At 41.1% G+C, this 23,505-nt stretch carries 29 protein-coding genes and 1 other annotated feature; all 29 genes read left to right on the forward strand.

Features of this window, described 5'->3' with window-relative positions:
* The first annotated feature begins 19 nt into the window (after positions 1-19).
* The 29 genes from tuf (H0Z36_RS00480) (at position 20) to rplX (ending at position 23,499) form a co-directional block, all read left to right on the forward strand.
* Positions 20-1,222 (forward strand): elongation factor Tu, encoded by a 1,203-nt coding sequence (tuf, locus tag H0Z36_RS00480; RefSeq protein ID WP_296862841.1) that lies wholly within the window; start codon positions 20-22, stop codon positions 1,220-1,222.
* 144 nt (positions 1,223-1,366) lie between these two features.
* Positions 1,367-1,516, forward strand: coding sequence for a 50S ribosomal protein L33 (rpmG, locus tag H0Z36_RS00485; protein ID WP_296862843.1), 150 nt, complete (start codon positions 1,367-1,369; stop codon positions 1,514-1,516).
* 71 nt (positions 1,517-1,587) lie between these two features.
* Positions 1,588-1,779, forward strand: a complete 192-nt coding sequence (secE, locus tag H0Z36_RS00490) for a preprotein translocase subunit SecE (RefSeq protein ID WP_296863349.1) — start codon at positions 1,588-1,590, stop codon at positions 1,777-1,779.
* 73 nt (positions 1,780-1,852) lie between these two features.
* Positions 1,853-2,395 carry a transcription termination/antitermination protein NusG gene (gene nusG, locus H0Z36_RS00495; RefSeq protein ID WP_296863350.1) on the forward strand — a complete coding sequence of 181 codons (543 nt, stop codon included), beginning with the start codon at positions 1,853-1,855 and terminating at the stop codon, positions 2,393-2,395.
* 29 nt (positions 2,396-2,424) lie between these two features.
* Entirely contained in the window at positions 2,425-2,850 is a 426-nt protein-coding gene (rplK, locus tag H0Z36_RS00500; protein WP_296862845.1) for a 50S ribosomal protein L11, read from the forward strand.
* Between the two features lie 62 nt (positions 2,851-2,912).
* On the forward strand, positions 2,913-3,614 hold the full coding sequence (rplA, locus tag H0Z36_RS00505) for a 50S ribosomal protein L1 (protein WP_296862847.1): 702 nt from the start codon (positions 2,913-2,915) through the stop codon (positions 3,612-3,614).
* 13 nt (positions 3,615-3,627) lie between these two features.
* Positions 3,628-3,779, forward strand: a sequence feature (ribosomal protein L10 leader region).
* A 47-nt stretch (positions 3,780-3,826) separates the two neighbouring features.
* Positions 3,827-4,351 (forward strand): 50S ribosomal protein L10, encoded by a 525-nt coding sequence (gene rplJ / locus H0Z36_RS00510; protein WP_296862849.1) that lies wholly within the window; start codon positions 3,827-3,829, stop codon positions 4,349-4,351.
* 109 nt (positions 4,352-4,460) lie between these two features.
* A complete protein-coding gene (gene rplL / locus H0Z36_RS00515; protein ID WP_296862851.1) occupies positions 4,461-4,844 on the forward strand; it encodes a 50S ribosomal protein L7/L12 in 384 nt (127 codons plus the stop codon).
* Between the two features lie 175 nt (positions 4,845-5,019).
* Positions 5,020-5,679, forward strand: coding sequence for a hypothetical protein (locus tag H0Z36_RS00520; protein ID WP_296862853.1), 660 nt, complete (start codon positions 5,020-5,022; stop codon positions 5,677-5,679).
* 182 nt (positions 5,680-5,861) lie between these two features.
* Positions 5,862-9,263 (forward strand): DNA-directed RNA polymerase subunit beta, encoded by a 3,402-nt coding sequence (gene rpoB / locus H0Z36_RS00525; protein ID WP_296862855.1) that lies wholly within the window; start codon positions 5,862-5,864, stop codon positions 9,261-9,263.
* A 54-nt stretch (positions 9,264-9,317) separates the two neighbouring features.
* Positions 9,318-12,833, forward strand: a complete 3,516-nt coding sequence (gene rpoC, locus H0Z36_RS00530; protein ID WP_296862856.1) for a DNA-directed RNA polymerase subunit beta' — start codon at positions 9,318-9,320, stop codon at positions 12,831-12,833.
* A 164-nt stretch (positions 12,834-12,997) separates the two neighbouring features.
* On the forward strand, positions 12,998-13,246 hold the full coding sequence (locus tag H0Z36_RS00535) for a ribosomal L7Ae/L30e/S12e/Gadd45 family protein (RefSeq protein WP_296862857.1): 249 nt from the start codon (positions 12,998-13,000) through the stop codon (positions 13,244-13,246).
* Positions 13,247-13,267: 21 nt separating this feature from the next.
* Entirely contained in the window at positions 13,268-13,645 is a 378-nt protein-coding gene (rpsL, locus tag H0Z36_RS00540; protein WP_296862859.1) for a 30S ribosomal protein S12, read from the forward strand.
* Positions 13,646-13,659: 14 nt separating this feature from the next.
* Positions 13,660-14,130 carry a 30S ribosomal protein S7 gene (rpsG, locus tag H0Z36_RS00545; protein ID WP_296862861.1) on the forward strand — a complete coding sequence of 157 codons (471 nt, stop codon included), beginning with the start codon at positions 13,660-13,662 and terminating at the stop codon, positions 14,128-14,130.
* A 26-nt stretch (positions 14,131-14,156) separates the two neighbouring features.
* The gene (gene fusA / locus H0Z36_RS00550; RefSeq protein ID WP_296862863.1) at positions 14,157-16,244 is read left to right on the forward strand and encodes an elongation factor G; all 2,088 of its coding nucleotides are present in this window, start codon (positions 14,157-14,159) and stop codon (positions 16,242-16,244) included.
* Positions 16,245-16,300: 56 nt separating this feature from the next.
* Positions 16,301-17,503, forward strand: coding sequence for an elongation factor Tu (gene tuf / locus H0Z36_RS00555; protein ID WP_296862841.1), 1,203 nt, complete (start codon positions 16,301-16,303; stop codon positions 17,501-17,503).
* 103 nt (positions 17,504-17,606) lie between these two features.
* Positions 17,607-17,918: a 30S ribosomal protein S10 gene (gene rpsJ / locus H0Z36_RS00560; RefSeq protein ID WP_296862864.1), complete on the forward strand. Its 312-nt coding sequence runs from the start codon at positions 17,607-17,609 to the stop codon at positions 17,916-17,918.
* Between the two features lie 123 nt (positions 17,919-18,041).
* Entirely contained in the window at positions 18,042-18,680 is a 639-nt protein-coding gene (gene rplC / locus H0Z36_RS00565; RefSeq protein ID WP_296862866.1) for a 50S ribosomal protein L3, read from the forward strand.
* Positions 18,681-18,741: 61 nt separating this feature from the next.
* Positions 18,742-19,368 (forward strand): 50S ribosomal protein L4, encoded by a 627-nt coding sequence (rplD, locus tag H0Z36_RS00570; protein WP_296862867.1) that lies wholly within the window; start codon positions 18,742-18,744, stop codon positions 19,366-19,368.
* Entirely contained in the window at positions 19,369-19,656 is a 288-nt protein-coding gene (gene rplW / locus H0Z36_RS00575) for a 50S ribosomal protein L23 (RefSeq protein WP_296862870.1), read from the forward strand.
* A gap of 38 nt (positions 19,657-19,694) precedes the next feature.
* Positions 19,695-20,519: a 50S ribosomal protein L2 gene (gene rplB / locus H0Z36_RS00580; RefSeq protein WP_296862872.1), complete on the forward strand. Its 825-nt coding sequence runs from the start codon at positions 19,695-19,697 to the stop codon at positions 20,517-20,519.
* Between the two features lie 16 nt (positions 20,520-20,535).
* Complete coding sequence (gene rpsS, locus H0Z36_RS00585) at positions 20,536-20,820, forward strand: 30S ribosomal protein S19 (protein WP_296862874.1); 285 nt, start codon at positions 20,536-20,538, stop codon at positions 20,818-20,820.
* A 24-nt stretch (positions 20,821-20,844) separates the two neighbouring features.
* Positions 20,845-21,186 (forward strand): 50S ribosomal protein L22, encoded by a 342-nt coding sequence (rplV, locus tag H0Z36_RS00590; protein ID WP_296862876.1) that lies wholly within the window; start codon positions 20,845-20,847, stop codon positions 21,184-21,186.
* Positions 21,186-21,860: a 30S ribosomal protein S3 gene (gene rpsC / locus H0Z36_RS00595; protein ID WP_296862878.1), complete on the forward strand. Its 675-nt coding sequence runs from the start codon at positions 21,186-21,188 to the stop codon at positions 21,858-21,860. The genes rplV and rpsC overlap by 1 nt, the downstream gene beginning before the upstream one ends.
* Positions 21,860-22,294, forward strand: coding sequence for a 50S ribosomal protein L16 (gene rplP / locus H0Z36_RS00600; protein ID WP_296862880.1), 435 nt, complete (start codon positions 21,860-21,862; stop codon positions 22,292-22,294). Before rpsC ends, rplP begins: the two co-directional genes overlap by 1 nt.
* Positions 22,284-22,481, forward strand: coding sequence for a 50S ribosomal protein L29 (gene rpmC / locus H0Z36_RS00605; protein WP_296862882.1), 198 nt, complete (start codon positions 22,284-22,286; stop codon positions 22,479-22,481). Before rplP ends, rpmC begins: the two co-directional genes overlap by 11 nt.
* Before the next feature lie 22 nt (positions 22,482-22,503).
* Positions 22,504-22,773, forward strand: a complete 270-nt coding sequence (gene rpsQ / locus H0Z36_RS00610; RefSeq protein WP_296862884.1) for a 30S ribosomal protein S17 — start codon at positions 22,504-22,506, stop codon at positions 22,771-22,773.
* A gap of 28 nt (positions 22,774-22,801) precedes the next feature.
* Complete coding sequence (gene rplN, locus H0Z36_RS00615; RefSeq protein WP_296862886.1) at positions 22,802-23,170, forward strand: 50S ribosomal protein L14; 369 nt, start codon at positions 22,802-22,804, stop codon at positions 23,168-23,170.
* 17 nt (positions 23,171-23,187) lie between these two features.
* The gene (gene rplX, locus H0Z36_RS00620; RefSeq protein WP_296862888.1) at positions 23,188-23,499 is read left to right on the forward strand and encodes a 50S ribosomal protein L24; all 312 of its coding nucleotides are present in this window, start codon (positions 23,188-23,190) and stop codon (positions 23,497-23,499) included.
* Positions 23,500-23,505 lie beyond the last annotated feature (6 nt).

Here is a 23,505-nt window from a genome sequence, read left to right on the forward strand (position 1 = left end):
GGGGAAAGGTGAGAGACTGATGGCAAAGGCAAAATTTGAGAGAACCAAACCTCATCTTAATATTGGAACCATAGGCCACGTAGACCATGGTAAGACAACCTTGACAGCAGCAATAACCCTGGTGCTTTCCAAAGCAGGTGGGGCACAGGCAACTTCTTATGATGAAATTGATAAAGCGCCGGAGGAAAGAGAAAGAGGAATAACCATCAACACAGCACATGTTGAATATGAGACTGAGAAGAGACATTATGCACACGTAGACTGCCCGGGACATGCAGACTACATAAAGAACATGATCACCGGGGCAGCCCAGATGGATGGAGCAATACTGGTAGTAAGTGCAGCAGATGGACCGATGCCGCAGACGAGAGAGCATATACTTTTATCGAGACAGGTAGGGGTTCCGTATATAGTAGTATTTATGAACAAAGTAGACATGGTAGATGATGAAGAATTATTAGAACTGGTAGAGATGGAAATCAGAGATTTGTTAAATGAATATGAATTTCCTGGAGATGAAGTTCCCATAATAAAAGGATCTGGATTAAAGGCATTAGAATGTGGATGTGGCAGCAGAGAGTGTGAATGGTGTGGGCGCATATGGGAGTTAATGGATGCAGTGGATGAATATGTTCCGCAGCCAGAGAGACCGAAAGATCAACCATTCCTGATGCCGATAGAAGACGTATTTACCATAACCGGAAGAGGAACAGTAACCACAGGAAGAGTAGAAAGAGGAATGATAAAAGTAGGAGACGAAGTAGAGATAGTAGGTCTTAGAGAAGAGACCAAGAAGACAGTATGTACAGGAGTAGAAATGTTCCGGAAGATACTGGACTATGCTGAAGCGGGAGATAATATAGGGACCTTGTTAAGAGGAGTAGACAGAAAAGAAGTAGAAAGAGGAATGGTATTAGCAAAGCCAGGCAGCATAAATCCGCATACCAAATTCAGCGCAGAGGTATATGTTTTGACCAAGGAAGAAGGGGGGAGACACACTCCGTTCTTCAGTGGATACAGACCGCAGTTTTATTTCAGAACAACTGATGTAACCGGTGTAATCACCTTGCCAGAAGGAGTAGAGATGGTAATGCCCGGGGACAATGTTCAGATGAGCATAGAATTGATAACCCCGATAGCAATAGAAGAAGGTTTAAGATTTGCGATAAGAGAAGGTGGAAGAACAGTTGGTGCTGGTGTTGTTACTGCTATAAATGAATAATTAAATAATTAAAAAGAGGATGCTTTGATACAGCAGGGCTCCTTCCCTGCTGTATTTTGGTATTTGTTTACTCCTTGACATGAATAAAAGCTTGTGCTAGATTATTGTAGGATTTTTGTGCATGAGATGGAGGTGTAGCAGAAAATGAGAGTAGGAGTAACCCTTGCCTGCACCGAGTGCAAGCAGCGTAACTATACAACTACTAAAAATAAGAAAAAACATGCCGAAAAACTTGAGCTTAAGAAATACTGTAAGTTTTGCAATTCCCACACTGTACACCGCGAGATTAAGTAATATTGGGGATGTGAATAATTTTGAGTAAGAATAATACTCCGGTTAAGGAAGAAGGAAATTTTAAGAAAAAGATAAATAATACCAAGGAATATCTTGTAAGTGTTTATAATGAACTGCAAAAAGTACACTGGCCTGACCGCACTCAGCTTATTGGCTATACTGGAGTAGTGCTTTTTGCGGTTTTGATAGTTGGTTTGATTATATGGCTGTTTGATTCAGGATTGTCATTTGTTTTGCAAAAACTTTTCGAGGCCCTGGCATAATGAGGAGGTGCTTCCAATTACCGCCGGAAAGGAATTGGAACCAAAAAAAAATAAACACCCTAAAGATGAACCTATAGACCTTTCGGCATTTAAGGGCGAATGGTATGTAGTTCATACTTATTCAGGTTATGAAAATAAGATAAAGATCGATTTGACTAAAAGAGTCGAAACTATGCATATGCAGGATAAAATTTTTGGTGTCCTAGTCCCGGAAGAACAGGAAGTAGAGTTTAAAGGTGGAAAGAGGAAGGTAACCAATAAAAGGGTCTTCCCGGGATATGTTTTGGTTAATATGATTATGGATGAAGATTCCTGGTATGTAGTAAGGCATACTCCAGGAGTTACAGGCTTTGTAGGCAGTGGAAACAAGCCGGTTCCTCTGCAGCCGGAAGAAGTTGATAAAATACTTAGGCAGATGGGATTAATGGAAACTAAGGCTAAAATTATCGATGTGAATGTGGGAGAAAATATCAAAGTAAAAAGCGGACCATTTGCTAATTTTGAAGGTATAGTGACAGAGCTTTTGCCTGATCGCGGAAAGGTTAAGGTTACTATTTCCATGTTCGGCAGGGAAACTCCTGTAGAACTGGATTATGAACAAATTGAAAGAGTATAAAAGATTCCAGGGAATAAGGAGGTGGAAATATGGCAAAGAAGGTTATAGGCAAGATATCACTTCAGCTTCCTGCTGGTAAGGCAACACCTGCACCTCCTGTTGGGCCGGCTTTAGGTCAATATGGGGTTAATATTATGGGGTTCTGCAAGGAGTATAATGCTAAAACTGCTCAGCAGGCCGGTTACATTATTCCGGTTGAGATTACCGTTTATGAAGATCGTTCATTTACATTTGTAACCAAGTCGCCACCAGCATCAGACCTTTTGAAAAAGGCAGCTAACATTGAAAAAGGCTCAGGTGTACCTAACAGAGACAAGGTAGGTAAAGTCCCCCGGGCTAAACTTGTTGAAATTGCTGAAATCAAGAAGGAAGATCTTAACGCTACTGACCTGGAAGCGGCAGTACGGATGATTGAGGGGACTGCGCGCAGCATGGGGATTGAGGTGGTAGATTAGATTATTAACCTTTAATGATGTGGGAGGAATTTTCCGTATTTAACCACAAGGAGGGAAACAGATTGAAAAGAGGAAAGGCGTATAAAGAGGCGATAGCCAAAGTTGATCGCAGTAAGCTTTACGAACCAGCTGAAGCTTTAAAGCTGGTAAAGGAAATTGCTCATGCCAAATTTGATGAAACTGTTGAAGTGCATGTAAAATTAGGGGTTGATCCTAGACATGCTGATCAACAGGTCAGAGGTACTGTGAGTTTACCCCATGGGACAGGTAAAACACGTCGGGTATTGGTTTTTGCCAAAGGTGAAAAGGCAAAAGAAGCTGAAGCAGCTGGTGCTGATTATGTAGGTGCTGAAGAGTTGGCAGAAAAGATTCAAAGCGGATGGTTTGATTTTGATGTTGCAGTAGCTACTCCTGATATGATGAGTGTAGTAGGTAAATTGGGTAAAATTTTAGGGCCAAGAGGCTTAATGCCCAATCCGAAATCTGGCACAGTTACAATGGATGTTGCTCGTGCTGTAAATGAATTAAAAGCAGGAAGAATTGAATACCGCGTAGATAAAAATTCAATTGTGCATGTGCCTATTGGAAAGGTTTCTTTTGATGCAGAAAAACTGCAGGATAATCTGAACGCTTTTGCTGAAGCTATAATTAAAGCTAAACCGGCAGCTGCCAAGGGGCAATATATAAAATCTGTCACTGTTTGTTCTACTATGGGACCAGGTATAAAGATTAGTCCTCTTGCATTTATGGCAGCAAATAAATAAACTGAAAAACGAATAAAATTGAAAATATTAACTGTAGATAGCCGGCGGCCAGAGGCCTTAATGAACTTGAAGTTCGCCTGCTGAGGTTATCATATATTATCCGTCTTTATTGTTTAGATGGGTTAATGCCTCTGCGCTATCTGCGGAGGCATTTTAGTTATTATATAAAAGTGACTTATACTGAAAAATAAGTCATAAAGGGGGTGAATTGAGTGCCCAAAATAGAAGAGAAACAAAAGGTTGTTAAAGAGATAGAAGAAAAATTGCAAGATGCTACCCTGGTGGTTTTTACAGATTTTAAAGGCCTTACTGTGGAAGAAATGACCAATCTTCGCGGCAAACTTAGAATGCCAGGGGTTCAGTATAAGGTTTTAAAGAATACCATGTTGAGGTTTGCTTTGCGTAATTTGGGCCATGAAGAAGTGGCTGAGCAGATTGAAGGCCCCAATGCAGTTTTGTTCAGCAAGGATGATCCGGCAGCTCCAGCTAAAATTTTGTATGATTTTATTAAAGAAACTAAAAAGCTGGAAGTTAAGGGAGGAATACTGCAAGGGAAACCGATATCAGCTGATAAAGTTAAGAATCTGGCTGATTTGCCTCCGCGGGAAGTGCTGGTGGCCCAGGTTCTTGGAACTATGCAGGCACCTATCCAGGGCTTTGTCAATGTGCTTAATGCCAATATTACTGGTCTGGTAAGAGCACTTGACCAGATTAAGGAAAAAAAAGCTGCCAGTTAATAAGCTTAAGATAGGGCCTCGGGCAATAAAGCTAATTTACAGTTAATATGAAAAAATGATGTTAAATTTTAATAAAAATTAAAGAGAATCAAAGGGAGGTTATCAAATAATGAGTAAAGTACAAGAGGTTATTGAAATTGTCAAGAGCTTAACTGTTTTAGAACTTTCTGAACTGGTAAAGGCTTTAGAAGAAGAATTTGGAGTTAGCGCTGCTGCACCTATGGCAGTTGCTGCTATGCCGGCGGCTGGTGCTGCTGCAGCCGGAGAAGCTGCTGAAGAAAAGAGTGAATTTGATGTAATTTTGGCTTCTGCTGGTGACAAGAAAATCAATGTTATAAAAGTTGTTCGTGAAATAACCGGTTTGGGCCTTAAAGAAGCTAAAGAGTTAGTTGATGGAGCTCCCAAACCGATTAAAGAAAAAGTATCCAAAGAGGAAGCTGAAGAGATCAAAGCTAAAATTGAAGAAGCTGGCGGTGCAGTAGAACTTAAATAGTTAAACATAAAAAAGCGGCGTGCGCCGCTTTTTTGTTTTTCTGGTATAATTTTAAAGAAAGGTTTAAATCATAATAAGAAAGGTAATGATGTTAATGAGGAGAAAATATTTATGGGGATTTTTTTTGTTTTTATTTTTGTTTTCTTTTCCATTAAAAACCTGGGGAGCGGAGGCGGTGGTTGACTGGCAGGTTATTTTACATGATGACAGAAAAGTAAAAGAAAAAATAATTGTAAATGAACCTACTCGGGAAATAGCTGAGTTTTTTGGTATTAAAAATGATTTAAATCAGGAGAAATTGGTTAAGGAGAGAACGGCGGCAAGTTTTGAGGAGTATGCTGGGCTTTCTAGGAGTTTTCCGCTTAAAGTTGAGATAGAAAATCGCTTTTTGTGGGATAGGTATTTTATAGAAAGTAACTATAAAGAGAATGAGACTTTAGATTTTCTGATTAACGAAAGTGATATTATAAAATTTTCTATTAAAATACCAGGCGTAATTAAAAGTACTTGTGATGGAATAAAGCAGGGAGATGCGGTGGTTTGGAAAATTACGGACCAAAAAAAACCGGTCATTGGAGTAGAAGCCTTAGTTCCTAACGGATTTAATATTGCTTTGATTATTTTGGGTATTGGTTTTATGTTGGCCATTTTTTACCTTATAAATTCAATTGTGAAAGTTAATCGAATTATAGAAGAAGAATATAGTCTTGATAATATTGAATCTTTGTCATCTGATCGAAATCAGAAGAAACAGGATGAGGGAATGGCTAATATTTATAGTTTGTCTGACATAAACGATGAAAATATTTTCCAAAGCGAAGATAAAGGGGATTGAATTTTTCCTTGATTTCATTTTTTTCTTGTGATAAAATTAATAATTGCCATTATATTATCAGAAAAAGGCAGGGAAAGAATGGAGATTTGCTTCAGTAATTATTATTAAAAGCGAGGTTTAGGACAACCTTGCTTTTCACTCGTTTGGGAATAATTAGAAGGGGTGATTTTGCATTGGCCCATATGCAGAAATTTGGAGGAGTCGAGAGACTGAGTTATTCACGAATTGTAGAAGCGATTGAATTACCCAATCTAATCGAAATTCAGCTTAATTCTTACAAGTGGTTTTTAGAAAAAGGGCTTAGAGAAGTTTTAGAAGAGGTATTTCCTATTGCTGATTTTGCTGGAAATTTTGAGCTTGATTTTTTAGATTATAGTTTGGGAGAACCTAAATATTCAGTTAATGAGTGTAAGGAAAGAGATGTAAGCTATCAAGCGCCTTTAAAGTTAAAGGTCAGGTTGACGGAAAAAAGTACAGGTGAGATTCAAGAAACGGAAGTGTATATGGGCGATCTACCGCTTATGACTGAAAGAGGCACCTTTATAATCAATGGTGCGGAAAGGGTGGTAGTTAGTCAGCTAGTAAAATCACCCGGGGTATATTTCAGCGATCGCCTGGATGTAGCAGGTAATGTTTTATATGGTGCTACGATTATTCCTAATCGCGGGGCCTGGTTTGAGCTGGAGATGGACAGTTCTGGTGCAGTATATGCCAGAATTGATAAGAATAGAAAATTAATTGTAACTGCCTTTTTACGTGCTTTAGGCTATGAAACTAATGACGATATTTTAAGGTTATATGATAATGATGAAACAATTCAGAAGACACTGGATAAAGACAATACTACTAACAAGAAGGATGCTTTAATTGAGTTTTACCGCCGATTGAGGCCTGGAGAAATGGCAACTGAGGATGCAGCAGAACAGCTTCTGCACAACCTTTTCTTTGATCCGCGTCGCTATGATTTAGCTAGTGTAGGAAGATACAAAATAAATAAAAAACTGGGCCTTGATATACCTGCTGAAACCAGACATCTTACTCCGGAAGATATTCTTGAAACTATACGATATCTTTTGAAACTTATAAAAGGCGAAGGGAAAACGGATGTAATCGATCATTTAGGCAATCGCAGGTTGCGTTCAATTGGGGAACTTTTACAAAATCAGTTCCGTACTGGTTTAGTTCGGATGGAACGCGTAGTGCGTGAACGCATGAGTATTCATGATATTGAAAATTTGACTCCGCAGGTGCTTATAAATATACGGCCTATCAGCGCGGCAGTCAAGGAGTTTTTTGGCAGTTCTCAGCTGTCACAATTTATGGATCAAACCAACCCATTAGCAGAGCTTACCCACAAAAGAAGGCTTAGTGCATTGGGGCCTGGAGGACTTACCCGTGAGAGGGCAGGCTTTCAGGTGCGCGATGTTCACCATTCACACTATGGCCGCATCTGTCCGATAGAAACCCCTGAAGGTCCTAATATCGGGCTTATTGGTTCTTTAGCTACTTTTGCACGGGTTAATGAGTTTGGTTTTATCGAAACTCCGTATCGCAAAGTAGATAAAGATGCAAAACGCGTTTTAGATGAAATTGTATATCTTTCAGCAGATGAAGAAGAAGAATATATAGTAGCCCAGGCAAACACCCCGGTAGATGAAAACGGTTATTTTATAGGTGATAGGATTGAAGCACGCCGTGGAGAAGAGATTATTGAAGTTCATCCTTCTCAGATAGATTATATGGATGTTTCACCTAAACAGGTGTTCAGTGTTGCTACATCTTTAATTCCTTTCCTGGAAAATGACGACGCTAACCGCGCTTTAATGGGTGCTAACATGCAGCGCCAGGCAGTTCCGCTTATTAAGACGGAAAGACCTTTGGTAGGAACTGGACTTGAATATAAAGCTGCCAAAGACTCAGGGGCAGTAGTTGTTTGCAAGAAAGGTGGAATTGTCAAGAAAGTAAGCGCTAATCGCATAGTTATTCAGAATGATGAAGGAAATCTGGACACCTATGAGCTTTTGAAATTTATGCGCTCTAACCAGGGAACCTGCTATAATCAGCGCCCGATTGTAGAGGTAGGTCAGAGAGTAGAAGCGGATACTATTATAGCTGACGGTCCTAGTACTGATCAAGGCGAATTGGCTTTGGGGAAAAATGTCCTGGTTGCTTTTATGCCCTGGGAAGGTTACAACTATGAAGATGCTATACTTCTGTCTGAACGCTTGGTAAAAGAAGATGTATTTACATCTATTCATATTGAAGAATATGAATGTGAAGCTAGAGATACTAAATTGGGACCAGAGGAAATAACCCGCGAAATTCCCAATGTTTCGGAAGATATGCTTAAAAATTTAGATGAACACGGGATTATAAGGGTAGGCGCTGAAGTTAGACCTGATGACATTTTGGTTGGTAAGGTCACGCCTAAAGGAGAGACTGAGCTTACGCCGGAAGAACGCCTTTTAAGAGCTATATTTGGCGAAAAGGCGCGTGAAGTAAGGGATTCTTCACTTAGAGTGCCTCATGGTGAGGCTGGCAAAGTAGTAGCTGTTAAGAAATTTTCACGTGAAAATGGAGATGAACTTCCTCCAGGAGTAAATCAGCTGGTCCGGGTTTATATTGCCCAGAAGCGCAAGATATCAGAAGGAGACAAAATGGCTGGGCGCCATGGTAACAAAGGGGTTATTTCACGTATAATGCCTGAAGAAGATATGCCTTTCTTGGCTGATGGAACTCCGGTGGATATTGTGTTGAATCCCTTAGGGGTACCTTCCCGAATGAACATTGGACAGATATTAGAATGTCATATGGGATGGGCAGCTAAAGAACTTGGTATTCATATTGCTACACCGGTTTTTGACGGGGCTACTGAAGAGGATATCTTTGCAAAGCTTAAAGAGGCGGGATTGCCTGAAACCGGAAAAACTATACTTTATGATGGGCGTACCGGAGAACCCTTCGATAATCCGGTGACCGTAGGAGTAGTTTATATGCTTAAGCTTGCTCACCTGGTTGATGACAAGATACACGCACGCTCGATTGGACCATATTCATTAGTTACTCAGCAGCCGTTAGGTGGTAAGGCCCAGTTTGGTGGTCAACGCTTTGGAGAGATGGAAGTATGGGCTTTGGAAGCCTATGGAGCTGCTTATACTCTGCAGGAGATATTAACTGTTAAGTCAGACGATGTTGTAGGAAGGCTTAAGACATATGAAGCAATCGTAAAGGGAGAAAATATACCAGAGCCTGGAGTTCCAGAAGGTTTTAAAGTTCTTATAAAAGAGCTGCAGAGTTTGGCTCTTGATGTGAGAGTATTATCCGGAGATGATGAGGAAATTGAAATAAAAGAAGCAGATTATGAGGCAATGGAAGTAGATCGGGCACAGGACTTCGGCATAGAGTTACCTTTGTCCATAGCTACCGTAAACACTTCTAAACAAGAAACAGATGAACCTTCAGAAGACGCTGAGGAGGAAATAGATCCTGACGAGCTGGATATAATTCATGAATTAGGGGATCCTGCTGATGATTTAGTTTATGAGAACGATGATGAGTTATTTCCCCTGAAGAAAAACAAATAATTTAAGGGCTCGCACTTAGGAAGGGCAACAATCTTCTGGAAGGGAGAGACTAATTTGTTGGATGTAAATAATTTTGAACGCATAAAAATATCTCTGGCTTCTCCAGAGCAAATCCGTTCCTGGAGCAGCGGGGAGGTAAAAAAACCGGAGACCATAAATTACCGCACCTTAAGGCCGGAAAAAGAAGGGTTGTTTTGTGAAAAGATTTTTGGACCGGTAAAAGATTGGGAATGTCACTGTGGTAAATATAAAAGGGTTCGGCATAAGGGAATAGTATGTGATCGCTGCGGCGTTGAAGTTACTACATCTAAAGTACGCCGTGAAAGAATGGGGCATATTGAACTGGCTGCTCCTGTATGCCATATTTGGTATTTGAAGGGGATTCCGAGCCGAATAGGGCTTCTTCTTGACATATCCCCTAAGGTTTTAGAAAAAGTAATTTATTTTGTTAATTATATAGTTATAGATTCAGGCGACACACCTCTTTTAAAGAAACAATTGCTGACAGAAAAGGAATACCGGGAAAGCAAGGAAAAATATGGAGATGCTTTTAAGGCTGGGATAGGAGCTGAAGCGGTAAAAATATTATTGCAGGAAATTAATTTAGAACAGCTTTCAGCAGAATTAAAGGAAGAAATAGCAAATAGCACAGGACAGCGTAAAGCAAGAGCTATAAAAAGGTTAGAGGTAGTTGAGTCTTTTCGTCTATCAGGAAATAAGCCGGAGTGGATGATATTGGATGTCCTGCCTGTGATACCGCCTGAACTTCGGCCTATGGTTCAGTTGGATGGAGGGCGTTTTGCTACTTCTGATTTAAATGATCTTTATCGTCGGGTTATAAATCGCAACAATCGCTTAAAAAGGCTTATTGATTTAGGAGCCCCTGATATAATAGTTCGCAATGAAAAGCGTATGCTGCAGGAAGCGGTTGATGCCCTGATTGACAATGGAAGAAGAGGAAGACCGGTGACCGGTCCTGGCAATCGTCCCTTAAAATCTTTGAGCGATATGCTTAAAGGTAAGCAAGGGCGTTTCCGCCAGAACCTTTTGGGAAAAAGGGTCGATTACTCGGGACGTTCAGTTATAGTTGTAGGACCAAAGCTTAAAATGCATCAGTGCGGACTTCCAAAGGAAATGGCATTGGAACTTTTTAAGCCTTTCGTAATGAAGAAACTGGTTGACAGAGGTTTGGCCAGTAACATTAAAAGTGCTAAAAAGATGGTGGAACGTGGACGGGATGAAGTATGGGATATATTGGAAGATGTTATTAAAGAACATCCCGTGCTTTTAAACCGTGCTCCAACTTTGCACAGACTTGGTATTCAGGCTTTTGAGCCTATATTGGTTGAAGGTAGAGCTCTGCAGCTTCATCCGTTAGTATGTACTGCGTATAATGCAGACTTTGACGGTGATCAGATGGCAGTCCATGTGCCGCTTTCGGCAGAAGCTCAAACTGAGGCCAGACTCCTTATGCTGGCCAGCAATAACGTTTTAAATCCTAAGGATGGGAAACCGGTAGTAACACCTACGCAGGATATGGTTATAGGTATTTACTATCTCACTTACATGAGCAAAGAGGACTGGGCTAATGAAAATCCAAGGGCATTCAGTTCGCCTGAAGAGGCGATAATGGCCTATAATTCAGGTGTTGTACGTCTGCATGAAAAGATAAAGGTTCGTTTGAGACTTCCCGTGAAGACAGGAATTGACTTTCTCAAGGATCCTGATCCGGTTTACCAGGAAAAGATTATTGAGACTTCGGTAGGAAGGGTAATTTTAAATGAGATTATTCCTGACAGTTTAGGTTACTATAATGAAGTAATCGATAAGAAAAAGCTTGGGAACATAGTGTATGATTGTTATCGCTTGGAAGGAAATGCTATAACAGCACAGATGCTGGATGGCCTTAAGGAGTTAGGATATAAATTCAGCACCAGAGCTGGTATAAGTGTAGGATTAGTCGATTTTAAAACTCCGGAAGAGAAAGCCCGCATAATTGCAGAAGCAGATAAGGAAGTAGATTCTATACAGGATGATTATATGAGAGGGCTTATAAATGATGAAGAAAGGCATGAACAGATAGTAAAAATTTGGAATGAAGCTACTGATAAAGTAACTGAAGCATTAAAGAACTCTCTCCCTGAAGATAACCCGGTATTTATGATGGCTATATCCGGTGCACGCGGTAACATGCAGCAGATAAGACAGCTTGCCGGTATGCGCGGCCTCATGGCTGACCCTTCAGGCAAAATTATTGACTTGCCTATTAAGGCTAATTTCCGTGAAGGGCTTACTGTTTTGGAATACTTTATATCGACTCATGGAGCACGAAAAGGATTGGCAGATACCGCGTTGAGAACAGCTGACTCAGGGTATCTCACCCGCAGATTGGTTGATGTATCGCAGGATGTAATCGTTCGGGAAGAGGATTGTGGAACTTTAGAAGGTATATGGGTAGAAAAGATAATGGAAGGTTCGCAGCTTATTGAACCGCTGCATCAGCGTATAATCGGAAGGGTATCGGTTGATACAATTGTTCATCCAGAAACTGGAGAAGTTCTGGTAAAAGAGAATACCATGATAGACGATGAAACTGGATATGCTATAGAAAAAGCTGGTATTGAGAGAGTAAAAATAAGGTCGGTGCTTACCTGTAAAACTAAACACGGTGTATGTCAGAAGTGTTATGGACGCAACCTGGCTACTGGATATGAAGTAGAAATAGGGGAAGCAGTTGGAACATTGGCTGCGCAATCTATAGGAGAGCCGGGAACTCAGCTTACCATGCGTACTTTCCACACCGGCGGAATTGCCGGAGAAGATATTACCCGAGGGCTTCCGAGGGTTGAAGAACTCTTTGAAGTGCGCAAACCTAAAGGGCAGGCGGTAGTGGCAGAAGTCAGTGGTAGAGTGCACTTTGTTGAAAATAAAGGAAAGCGCGAGGTTGAGATAATCGGCGATAATGGTGAAGTGTTGGCAAGTTATCCGATTCACTATGGTTCCAAGCTTAAAGTGGGAGAAGGCGATTATGTAGAGATAGGGGATGCCTTAACTGAAGGACCTTTAAATCCGCATGATATTTTAAATACTAAAGGACTGCAGGCGGTACAGAGATATCTTTTACAGGAAGTTCAGAAGGTTTATAGGTCACAAGGTGTTGATATAAATGACAAGCATATTGAAATAATGATCCGCCAGATGCTCAAGAAAGTGCGGGTAGAAGATGCTGGAGATACCAACCTGTTACCGGGATCTTTTGTAGACATTGCTACTTTTGAAGAAGAAAATCTTAAGGCAATAAAAGCCGGAAAATTACCGGCTGTTTGTAAACCGGTACTCCTTGGTATTACCAAAGCATCGCTTAATACCGAGTCATTCCTGTCGGCAGCTTCATTCCAGGAAACTACTAAAGTTTTAACTGAAGCTGCGATAAAAGGAAAAGTAGATAAGCTTATTGGGCTCAAAGAAAATGTTATAATAGGTAAATTGATCCCGGCAGGAACGGGATACCCGATTTACAAAAAAGTAAATATTTACAAAAAAGAAGAAACTGAAGCTGAAGAGCAATAGATTGTGCAAAATAGCTGATATGGAGATGAAATGTTCAATTTATCCTGTTGAACAAAATATTTGACTTATAAAGGAGCCAAATGCTACAATATCTAAGTGTGTGTGGCAAATAAGCTCGAATATTGTGTGCTGCTCAGCTTAAACGGTCAGAGGAGGGTGGAAGGTTGGCCTTAACGGAACTTAAGGGCGCTCCGAAGGTGGTTGGGGCTAAGCAGGTAAAGAAAGCTATTGCCAAGGGAAATGCTAGGAAAGTTTATATTGCCTGTGATGCTGAACCTCATGTCACAGAGCCTATTAAGGCTCTGTGTGCAGAAAAGAATATTGAGATTGAAATGGTAGATAGCATGGAGATATTAGGTCATACATGCGGGATTGAAGTGGGTTCAGCCGCAGTTGCTATAATTGATGAATAACCCGGGGAAGGAGGTGCAAGGATGCCGACAATAAATCAGTTAATAAGAAAAGGACGCACAAAGGTAGGAAAGAAATCAACCGCACCAGCCCTCAAAAGTTGTCCACAGAAAAGAGGGGTATGTACCCGTGTTTATACCACAACCCCCAAAAAGCCTAACTCTGCTTTGCGTAAAATTGCCAGGGTAAGGCTTACAAACGGGATTGAGGTTACTGCCTATATTCCGGGTATTGGACACAACCTGCAGGAGCACTCGGTTGTCCTGATAAGAGGTGGTAGGGTAAAAGATTTACCAGGGGTAAGATATCATATTATAAGAGGAACTTTAGATACAGCAGGCGTACAGAACCGAGCACAGGGAAGATCTAAATATGGTACTAAGAAACCTAAGAAGAAATAGGAAGGAGGCGCCGCATGCCTAGAAAAGGGCCTGTCCCCAGAAGGGACGTTCTGCCAGATCCGATTTATGGCAGCAAGGTTTTTACCAAGCTGGTTAACCAGGTTATGTGGGATGGCAAGAAAAGCCTGGCTGAAAGAATATGCTACGGGGCTTTTGATATTATAGCCCAGAAAACAGGACGCGATCCCATGGAAGTTTTTGAAGAAGCCATGAAAAATGTTACACCGGTAGTTGAAGTCAGGGCTAGACGTGTTGGTGGGGCAAACTATCAGGTGCCAGTAGAAGTTAGGCCTGAGAGAAGGCAGACCCTGGCTATAAGATGGCTGGTTACATTTGCGCGCAAACGTGGTGAAAAAACTATGGCTCAGCGTTTGGCTGCTGAAATTATGGATGCTGCCAATAATACGGGTGGGGCAGTTAAGAAAAAAGAAGATACCCATAAGATGGCTGAAGCTAACAAGGCGTTTGCACATTATCGCTGGTAAAGGAATGAAGCGAGGAGTGGTTACGAGTGCCTGATGATTGCAGGCTGTCTGCCATAAGGAATATAGGTATAATGGCGCATATTGATGCCGGCAAGACTACTACAACTGAGAGAATGCTTTATTATACTGGCAAAGTTCATAAGATGGGCGAAGTAGATAAAGGTACTGCCACCATGGATTGGATGATGCAGGAGCAGGAAAGAGGGATAACTATTACCTCTGCTGCTACTACATGTTGGTGGAAGGATCATATAATTAATATTATCGACACGCCCGGACATGTGGACTTTACAGTCGAGGTAGAAAGGTCTTTAAGGGTGCTTGATGGGGCGATTGCGATATTTTGTGCTGTAGCCGGTGTCCAGCCTCAATCAGAAACGGTATGGCGCCAGGCAGATAAATACCATGTCCCTCGCATTGCGTATGTGAATAAGATGGACCGTATCGGAGCTGATTTTTTCAGAGTAATAAAAATGATGGAGGAAAACCTAGGTTGCACTCCTCTGCCAGTTCAGCTTCCGATAGGTGCTGAAGATTCCTTTTTAGGAGTAATCGATTTAATTCGCATGGTTGCTTATGTTTATGATACAGATGAATTTGGTGAAAGCTATACGATAAGGCAGCTTAGCGAAGAGGAGATGCTCTATGCTGAGGAGCATAGAAATTTCATTTTGGAAAAGCTTTCTGAATATGATGATGATATTTTAGAAGAGTATTTGGAAGGGAAAGAGATTTCACCTGACAAAATTATAAGTTCTTTGAGAAAACAGGTAATAGCTAATAAACTGATTCCAGTGCTTTGTGGTTCTTCTTTTAAAAACAAGGGTGTCCAGATGCTACTTGATGCGGTAGTTGATTATCTCCCATCGCCGTTGGATCTTCCTCCTGTAAAGGGAAAGGAACCTGAAAGTGGAGAAGAAGTTGAATTTAAAACCGATCCTGATGAGTCTTTATGTGCTCTAGCCTTTAAGGTTATGAGTGATCCTTATGTAGGAAAGTTGACTTATTTAAGAATTTATTCTGGAACCTTAAGGGTTGGAATGCAGGTTTTAAATGTTGGTAAAGATAAAAAAGAACGCATAACCAAGATTTTGAAAATGCATGCTAACCACAGGGAAGAAATAGCTGTGGCCAGAGCAGGCGATATTGTAGCAGGGGTAGGTTTAAAGGAGACGGTAACGGGAGATACCTTGTGTCTGGAAAATAAAATTGCTCTTTTAGAACCGATGAGTTTTCCTGAGCCAGTAATAGATGTAGCAATAGAGCCAAAGACTAAAGCAGACCAAGATAAGATTAGCGAAAGTTTGATGAGGATTGCAGAAGAAGATCCTACTTTTAGAGCCCGGATTGATCCGGAGACAGGGCAGACTATTATATCGGGAATGGGAGAGCTGCATCTGGAGATTATTGTTGACAGGCTCCTGCGCGAATTTAAGGTTAATGCCAATATTGGAAATCCCCAGGTAACCTATAAGGAAACTGTAAGAAAAAGCGCGCGCGGAGAGTTTAAATTGGAAAAACAGGTAGGAGGAAAAGGACAGTATGCCCATGTTATCCTGGAAGTTACACCTTTAGAAGAAGGACAGGGTAGGAGATTTGTCGATAAGTCTTCTCCTGAAGAGATCCCGCGCGAATTTGTTGAACCTATCAAAGCTGGAATTATGGAGTCTTTGCAAGCAGGTATACTGGCTGGATATCCAGTTGATGACCTGGAAGTTGTTCTTTTAGGCGGTTCTTATCATGATGAGGATTCCAATGAACAGTCCTTTAAGGTAGCAGCCAACATAGCTATTAAAGAGGCTTTACAAAATGCAAGTCCTTGTTTATTGGAGCCTATTATGGATATAGAGATAATAAGCCCAGAAGAATATGTTGGGGATATAATATCTGACCTTAATACTAGACGCGGCAGGATTTATGCACTGGATGAAAATCGTGAAAGCAAAATAGTAAAAGCTACTGTACCACTCTCTGAAACCTTTGGTTATGCTACCAGTTTAAGGTCTATAAGTCAGGGAAGAGCTACTTTTTCAATGCATATTAAAGATTATGCTGAGGTGCCTGAAAATAAAAGCCGGGAAATCATTGCCAAGAGATATGGATTACCTGTTTAAGCTATGTATTTATTAGGTAGGTACAGAGAAAAACTGAAAGGAAAGGTGAGAGACTGATGGCAAAGGCAAAATTTGAGAGAACCAAACCTCATCTTAATATTGGAACCATAGGCCACGTAGACCATGGTAAGACAACCTTGACAGCAGCAATAACCCTGGTGCTTTCCAAAGCAGGTGGGGCACAGGCAACTTCTTATGATGAAATTGATAAAGCGCCGGAGGAAAGAGAAAGAGGAATAACCATCAACACAGCACATGTTGAATATGAGACTGAGAAGAGACATTATGCACACGTAGACTGCCCGGGACATGCAGACTACATAAAGAACATGATCACCGGGGCAGCCCAGATGGATGGAGCAATACTGGTAGTAAGTGCAGCAGATGGACCGATGCCGCAGACGAGAGAGCATATACTTTTATCGAGACAGGTAGGGGTTCCGTATATAGTAGTATTTATGAACAAAGTAGACATGGTAGATGATGAAGAATTATTAGAACTGGTAGAGATGGAAATCAGAGATTTGTTAAATGAATATGAATTTCCTGGAGATGAAGTTCCCATAATAAAAGGATCTGGATTAAAGGCATTAGAATGTGGATGTGGCAGCAGAGAGTGTGAATGGTGTGGGCGCATATGGGAGTTAATGGATGCAGTGGATGAATATGTTCCGCAGCCAGAGAGACCGAAAGATCAACCATTCCTGATGCCGATAGAAGACGTATTTACCATAACCGGAAGAGGAACAGTAACCACAGGAAGAGTAGAAAGAGGAATGATAAAAGTAGGAGACGAAGTAGAGATAGTAGGTCTTAGAGAAGAGACCAAGAAGACAGTATGTACAGGAGTAGAAATGTTCCGGAAGATACTGGACTATGCTGAAGCGGGAGATAATATAGGGACCTTGTTAAGAGGAGTAGACAGAAAAGAAGTAGAAAGAGGAATGGTATTAGCAAAGCCAGGCAGCATAAATCCGCATACCAAATTCAGCGCAGAGGTATATGTTTTGACCAAGGAAGAAGGGGGGAGACACACTCCGTTCTTCAGTGGATACAGACCGCAGTTTTATTTCAGAACAACTGATGTAACCGGTGTAATCACCTTGCCAGAAGGAGTAGAGATGGTAATGCCCGGGGACAATGTTCAGATGAGCATAGAATTGATAACCCCGATAGCAATAGAAGAAGGTTTAAGATTTGCGATAAGAGAAGGTGGAAGAACAGTTGGTGCTGGTGTTGTTACTGCTATAAATGAATAATTGTAGGTAAACCTGATCGTTTCAATGAACGATCAGGTTCATTCCTACCAAACACCAGGACGCGTGTAAATGAAAAAGCCATTCTAAGGAGGTTAATATAGGAGTGGGTAGCAAGCAAAAAGTAAGAATCAAGTTGAAAGCTTTTGATCATAAGCTGCTTGATCAGTCCTCACAGAAAATCGTTGAAACGGCAAAAAAGAATGGCTCCCGGGTTTCTGGGCCTATTCCTTTGCCAACAGAAAGAACTATTTATACTATTTTGAGATCTCCTCATGTAAACAAGGATTCGCGCGAACAGTTTGAAATGAGGACTCACAAACGCCTTATAGATATATTAGATCCTAACCCTAAAACTATTGATGCTTTGATGCACTTAGACCTGCCTTCCGGAGTGGATATCGAAATTAAGTTATAATCGGTAAAGGACAAGAGCTAAAAGACTAGTGGGTTTTGAGGTCTTAAGGCGGGTGCAAAGAGAGATGTGAAGTTGGATATCCCACTTCCAACCAATCACAAAGAATGATAGGAGGTAAATAAGGTGGCAAAAGATGTAAAAAAAGGCATTTTGGGAATCAAAATCGGTATGACCCAGATATTTGATGAGAATGGGAAGGCTATACCGGTTACCGTAGTGGAGGCAGGTCCCTGTACTGTTCTGCAAAAGAAAAAAGTAGAAACAGATGGTTATAATGCTATTCAGGTAGGCTTTTACAACCTAAAAGAAAAGAAGGTAAATAAGCCTTTAAAGGGACATTTCAAGAAAGCCAATGTCAAGCCTTTAAGGTATATAAAAGAATTCAGGGTAAATGATGTTGATGCTTATGAAATTGGACAGGAAATTAATGTTGGGATTTTTGAACCCGGGGATTTGGTAGACGTTGTGGGAACTTCCAAAGGTAAAGGTTTTGCAGGTGGAGTGAAAAGACATAACTTCGCCCGCGGATCAATGGGTCATGGATCCAAATATCACCGCCGTCCAGGTTCATTAGGAGCAAAAGGACCGGCACGCGTATTTAAGGGCCGCAAACTTCCTGGTAGACTTGGTGGAACCCGGGTAACTGTTCAGGGCTTGAAGGTAGTAAAAGTCTATCCGGAAAGAAATCTTATTCTTATTAAAGGTGCAATTCCAGGGCCCAAAAGAGGTCTGGTTATGATAAAGGACTCAGTTAAAGCATAAAGTCATTAGCACCGAAAAATTTAGCTAATTGACTGGAAGTGGAAAAGAGGAGGTTGTGAAAATGCCTAAGGTTGCTTTATATGACATGAGTGGGGCCCAAATAGGCGAAATCGAGTTAAATGACAGTATTTTTGGCATAGAACCGAATGAAGCAGTTTTAGCCGATTTTGTAAAAATGCAGTTGGCCAACAAAAGAGTAGGGACTGCTTCGACCAAAAATAGAGGAGAAGTAAGCGGAAGTGGCAAGAAACCATGGAGACAAAAAGGAACTGGCCGTGCACGTGTAGGCAGCATCAGAAATCCGATATGGAGAGGTGGAGGAGTAGTTTTTGGTCCTAAACCGCGTGATTACTCCTACAGATTACCTAAAAAGGTTAGAAGACTGGCCATGCGTTCAGCATTATCTTCTAAGGTGAAGGACAACAACATTATCGTAGTTGACAGTCTGATTTTTGATGAACCGAAGACTAAGAAAATGGTAGAGGTTTTAAAAGCCCTTAACGCTAAGAAAAAGACTCTGCTTGTAACTTTGGAATCTGCAGATGGCAATGTAGTAAAGTCTGCTCGTAATATACCGGGGGTAAAGCCTTTAAAAGCTGATTTTATAAATGTTTACGATCTTTTAAAATATGAGACTCTCCTCATCACCAAAGATGCAGTTGCGAGGATAGAGGAGGTGTTTGCATAAATGAAAGACCCGCGTGATATTATCATTAAACCGGTTATTACTGAGAAGTCAATGGATCTGTTGGCTGATAATAAATACACTTTTATCGTAGACCGCAAGGCTAATAAGACTGAAATTAAGAATGCAATTGAGAGTATTTTCGATGTTAGAGTAGAAAAAGTGCACACCATGGTTGTAAAAGGGAAAAAGAAGCGCCTGGGAAGATTTGAAGGGAAAACCCCTACTCGTAAAAAAGCTATTGTAACACTTAAACCTGGACACAAGATACAATTATTTGAAGGTATGTAATAAGTGTTTTGCTGTGCTGTAAGGAGGGAAATTGAAAAATGGCGGTAAAAAGTTTTAAGCCGACGACACCCAGCAGAAGACATATGACAGTAATGTCATTTGAAGAAATAACTAAAAAGGAACCGGAAAAAAGTCTAACTGTACCTCTTAAGAGCAAAGCTGGCCGCAATGCTAAAGGTCGCATTACTGTTAGACATCGGGGCGGCGGACATAAGCGCCTGTATCGTATAATCGATTTTAAGCGGATTAAAGATGGTGTTCCTGCTAAAGTTGCAGCAATAGAATATGACCCGAACCGTTCTGCTAATATTGCTTTGCTTCACTATCTTGATGGACACAAGGCATATATAATTGCTCCCGATAAACTTAAAGTTGGCGATATTATTGAATCTGGACCTGATGCAGATATAAAGCCGGGCAATACTCTGCCCCTAAAGGATATACCGGTTGGAACCCTTATTCACAACATTGAGCTGAGACCAGGAAAGGGCGGACAGCTGGTAAGGGCAGCAGGAGCTGTGGCTCAGCTTATGGCTAAAGAGGGAAATTATGCTCATGTCCGGCTACCGTCTGGAGAAGTTCGGCTTATTCACATTAATTGCCGAGCTACGGTTGGGCAGGTAGGAAATTTAGATCATGAAAATGTTACTGTTGGTAAAGCCGGTAGATCACGCTGGCTCGGAAGAAGGCCGACCGTTCGTGGTTCTGCGATGAACCCGGTAGACCATCCGCATGGCGGTGGGGAAGGTCGTGCACCTATCGGAAGAAAACATCCGGTTTCTCCATGGGGTAAGATTGCCATCGGTGGCAAGACACGCAAGAAGAAGCCGTCTGATAAGATGATTGTAAAGAAACGTAAATAATTAAGGAGGTCTTTAAATGGCTAGATCACTTAAGAAAGGACCTTATTGTGATGAAAAACTGCTCAAAAAAATAGAGGCAATGAATGAATCTGGCCAAAAACGGGTTATAAAAACTTGGTCGAGGCGTTCTACAATAATGCCTCAAATGATTGGCCATACTATCGCTGTACATGATGGACGCAGACATGTACCGGTATATATTACTGAAGAAATGGTTGGTATGAAATTAGGCGAGTTTGCTCCTACCCGTACTTATAGGGGGCATGCTGGAAAAAATGAAAAATCAAGCAGAGCAAGATAGAGAAGATGGAAAGGAGGCAGCACCGTGGAAGCTAGAGCAGTTGCTCGTTATCTTAGGATATCTCCTTTTAAGGCTCGCCAGGTAGCTGATTTGATTAGGGGAAAAGATGTCCATGAAGCTATGGGAATATTAAAGTATACCAATAAGAGATCTGCTCCCATGATTCAAAAAGTACTTAAATCTGCCATTGCAAATGCTGAGCATAATTATGATATGGATTCTGATGATTTATATATATCTGAGATATATGTTGACGAAGGACCTACCATTAAGCGTATGCGTCCGCGGGCTTATGGAAGAGCTGATTTAAGACGTCACAGAACCAGCCACATAACTGTTGTGCTCAGGGAAAAGGAGGTTAAATAGTGGGTCAAAAGGTTCATCCGAAGGGATTTAGAATTGGAGTTATAAGATCCTGGGATTCTAACTGGTATGCTGACCGTGAATATACTGAACTGCTGCATGAAGATTATAAAATTCGCAAATATATAAAAGACCGTTTTTATGCAGCTGGTATTTCAAGAATTGAAATTCAGAGAACTGGCAATCGAGTAAGAATTACCATTCATACTGCGAAACCGGGCATTATAATCGGACGTGGCGGTAATGAAGTGGAAGTATTAAAAGATGAACTCGCTAAGATGACCAATAAAAATGTCAGCATAAATATACAGGAAATAAAGAAACCTGAGCTTGATGCTCAGATTATGGCTGAAAGTATAGCTCAGGCAATTGAGAAGAGGGTTGCATTCAGAAGAGTTATGAAACAAACTGTTGCACGCTCTATGCGGGCGGGGGCAGTAGGAATAAAAGTGGCTGTATCGGGAAGATTGGCTGGAGCTGAAATAGCTAGAACTGAATGGATTTCTGAAGGCAAAGTCCCCTTGCACACTTTAAGGGCAGATATCGATTATGGATTTGCAGAAGCTAATACTACTTACGGTAAGATTGGTATAAAAGTATGGATAAATCGGGGAGAAATTTTACCGGAAGCAAAGAAAAGACCCCCGCAGAAAGTAGTGGAGGAGGCAGATAGGTAATGCTTACCCCTAAGAGAGTTAAGTATAGAAGGCAGCATAGACCTGACCTTAAAGGTAAAGCAACCAGAGGTAATACCGTAACTTATGGAGAATATGGCCTGATGGCATTAGAACCTGCATGGATTACTAATCGCCAGATTGAAGCTGCGCGTGTTGCTATAACCAGACATGTAAAAAGAGGCGGAAAAGTGTGGATAAAGATATTTCCGGACAGACCTCTTACCGTAAAGCCGGCTGAAACCCGAATGGGTAAAGGAAAAGGTTCACCTGAGCACTGGGTAGCGGTTGTAAAGCCGGGAAGAGTTATGTTTGAACTTTCTGGCGTAAGTGAGGAAGTAGCTAAAGAAGCAATGAGGCTGGCTGCTCATAAGCTGCCGATTAAATGTAAATTTGTAAAACGTGAAGAAATGGGTGGTGAGGTTAGTGAAAGCTAAAAAGATGAGAGAGCTAACCGATCAGGAACTGCAGAAAAAAGTTGCTGATTATAAAGAAGAATTGTTTAATTTAAGATTTCAACTCGCTACCGGCCAGTTGGATAATCCGATGCGTATAAGGGAGATAAAGAGAAATATTGCTAGATGCAAAACAGTTTTAAGAGAACGCGAACTGGCAAAGAAGTAGATAATAAAAAGGAGGTCTAAGGGTGTCTGAAAATCGCGGAAATAGAAAGGTAAGGCTTGGGACGGTTGTAAGCGACAAGATGGATAAAACCATTACTGTCCGTGTTGAAACCGTAAAACAGCATCCTTTATATAAAAAGACTATAAAGACCAGTAAAAAATATATGGTTCATGATGAAAATAATGAGGCTAAAGTTGGCGATGTAGTAAGAATTATGGAAACCCGCCCATTAAGCAAGCATAAAAGATGGAGGCTTGTGGAAATCGTAGAAAAAGCCAAGACTTTAGAGTAGGCCTGCATTATGGAGGGAGGTTTACAAGTTGATTCAACAAGAAACAATACTCCAGGTTGGAGATAACACAGGAGCTAAGAAGCTTTTATGCATAAGGGTTCTTGGCGGCTCAACCAGAAGATATGCCACAGTAGGGGATATTATAATCGCTTCTGTTAAGGAAGCTGCCCCAGGTGGTATTGTGAAAAAAGGTGATGTAGTTAAGGCAGTTGTAGTACGTACCAAAAAGGAAATACGGCGCGAAGATGGTTCATATATATCTTTTTCTGAAAACGCTGCGGTGATAATAGATAATAACAACAATCCGAGAGGAACCCGTATCTTTGGGCCTGTAGCCAGGGAACTCAGAGAAAAGAATTTTATGAAGATTGTATCCCTAGCTCCGGAAGTCCTTTAATCATGGAGGTGTAGAAGATGCGCATAAAAAAGGGCGATAATGTCATGGTCATTACGGGAAAGGACGCCGGTAAAAAAGGTAAGGTTTTAAGAGCATTTCCTAAAGAGGGGCGTGTGGTAGTAGAAGGCGTCAATAAAGTAAAGAAGCATCAGAAGCCTTCCCGTGCTGTTCCCCAAGGAGGAATACTAAAAATTGAGGCACCTATACATGTGTCTAATGTTATGCTAATCTGCAACAAGTGCAATAGACCGACTCGGGTTGGTGCCAAAATCCTTGATAATAAAGAAAAAGTTAGAGTATGTAAAAAATGCGGAGAGATAATAGATTAATGCTCC

Origin of the sequence: Thermosyntropha sp. (assembly GCF_017656155.1) — a bacterium.
Taxonomy (GTDB): Bacteria; Bacillota; Syntrophomonadia; order Syntrophomonadales; family Syntrophomonadaceae; genus Thermosyntropha.

Coding starts and splice junctions, on each gene's coding strand:
- rpsG (WP_296862861.1), top strand. CDS start 13,660: ATGCCTAGAAAAGGGCCTGTCCCCAGAAGGGACGTTCTGCCAGATCCG.
- rplW (WP_296862870.1), top strand. CDS start 19,369: ATGAAAGACCCGCGTGATATTATCATTAAACCGGTTATTACTGAGAAG.
- tuf (WP_296862841.1), top strand. CDS start 16,301: ATGGCAAAGGCAAAATTTGAGAGAACCAAACCTCATCTTAATATTGGA.
- rpmG (WP_296862843.1), top strand. CDS start 1,367: ATGAGAGTAGGAGTAACCCTTGCCTGCACCGAGTGCAAGCAGCGTAAC.
- rplL (WP_296862851.1), top strand. CDS start 4,461: ATGAGTAAAGTACAAGAGGTTATTGAAATTGTCAAGAGCTTAACTGTT.
- tuf (WP_296862841.1), top strand. CDS start 20: ATGGCAAAGGCAAAATTTGAGAGAACCAAACCTCATCTTAATATTGGA.
- rplD (WP_296862867.1), top strand. CDS start 18,742: ATGCCTAAGGTTGCTTTATATGACATGAGTGGGGCCCAAATAGGCGAA.
- rplP (WP_296862880.1), top strand. CDS start 21,860: ATGCTTACCCCTAAGAGAGTTAAGTATAGAAGGCAGCATAGACCTGAC.
- rpsL (WP_296862859.1), top strand. CDS start 13,268: ATGCCGACAATAAATCAGTTAATAAGAAAAGGACGCACAAAGGTAGGA.
- rplB (WP_296862872.1), top strand. CDS start 19,695: ATGGCGGTAAAAAGTTTTAAGCCGACGACACCCAGCAGAAGACATATG.
- rpoB (WP_296862855.1), top strand. CDS start 5,862: ATGCAGAAATTTGGAGGAGTCGAGAGACTGAGTTATTCACGAATTGTA.
- rpsS (WP_296862874.1), top strand. CDS start 20,536: ATGGCTAGATCACTTAAGAAAGGACCTTATTGTGATGAAAAACTGCTC.
- rplX (WP_296862888.1), top strand. CDS start 23,188: ATGCGCATAAAAAAGGGCGATAATGTCATGGTCATTACGGGAAAGGAC.
- rplK (WP_296862845.1), top strand. CDS start 2,425: ATGGCAAAGAAGGTTATAGGCAAGATATCACTTCAGCTTCCTGCTGGT.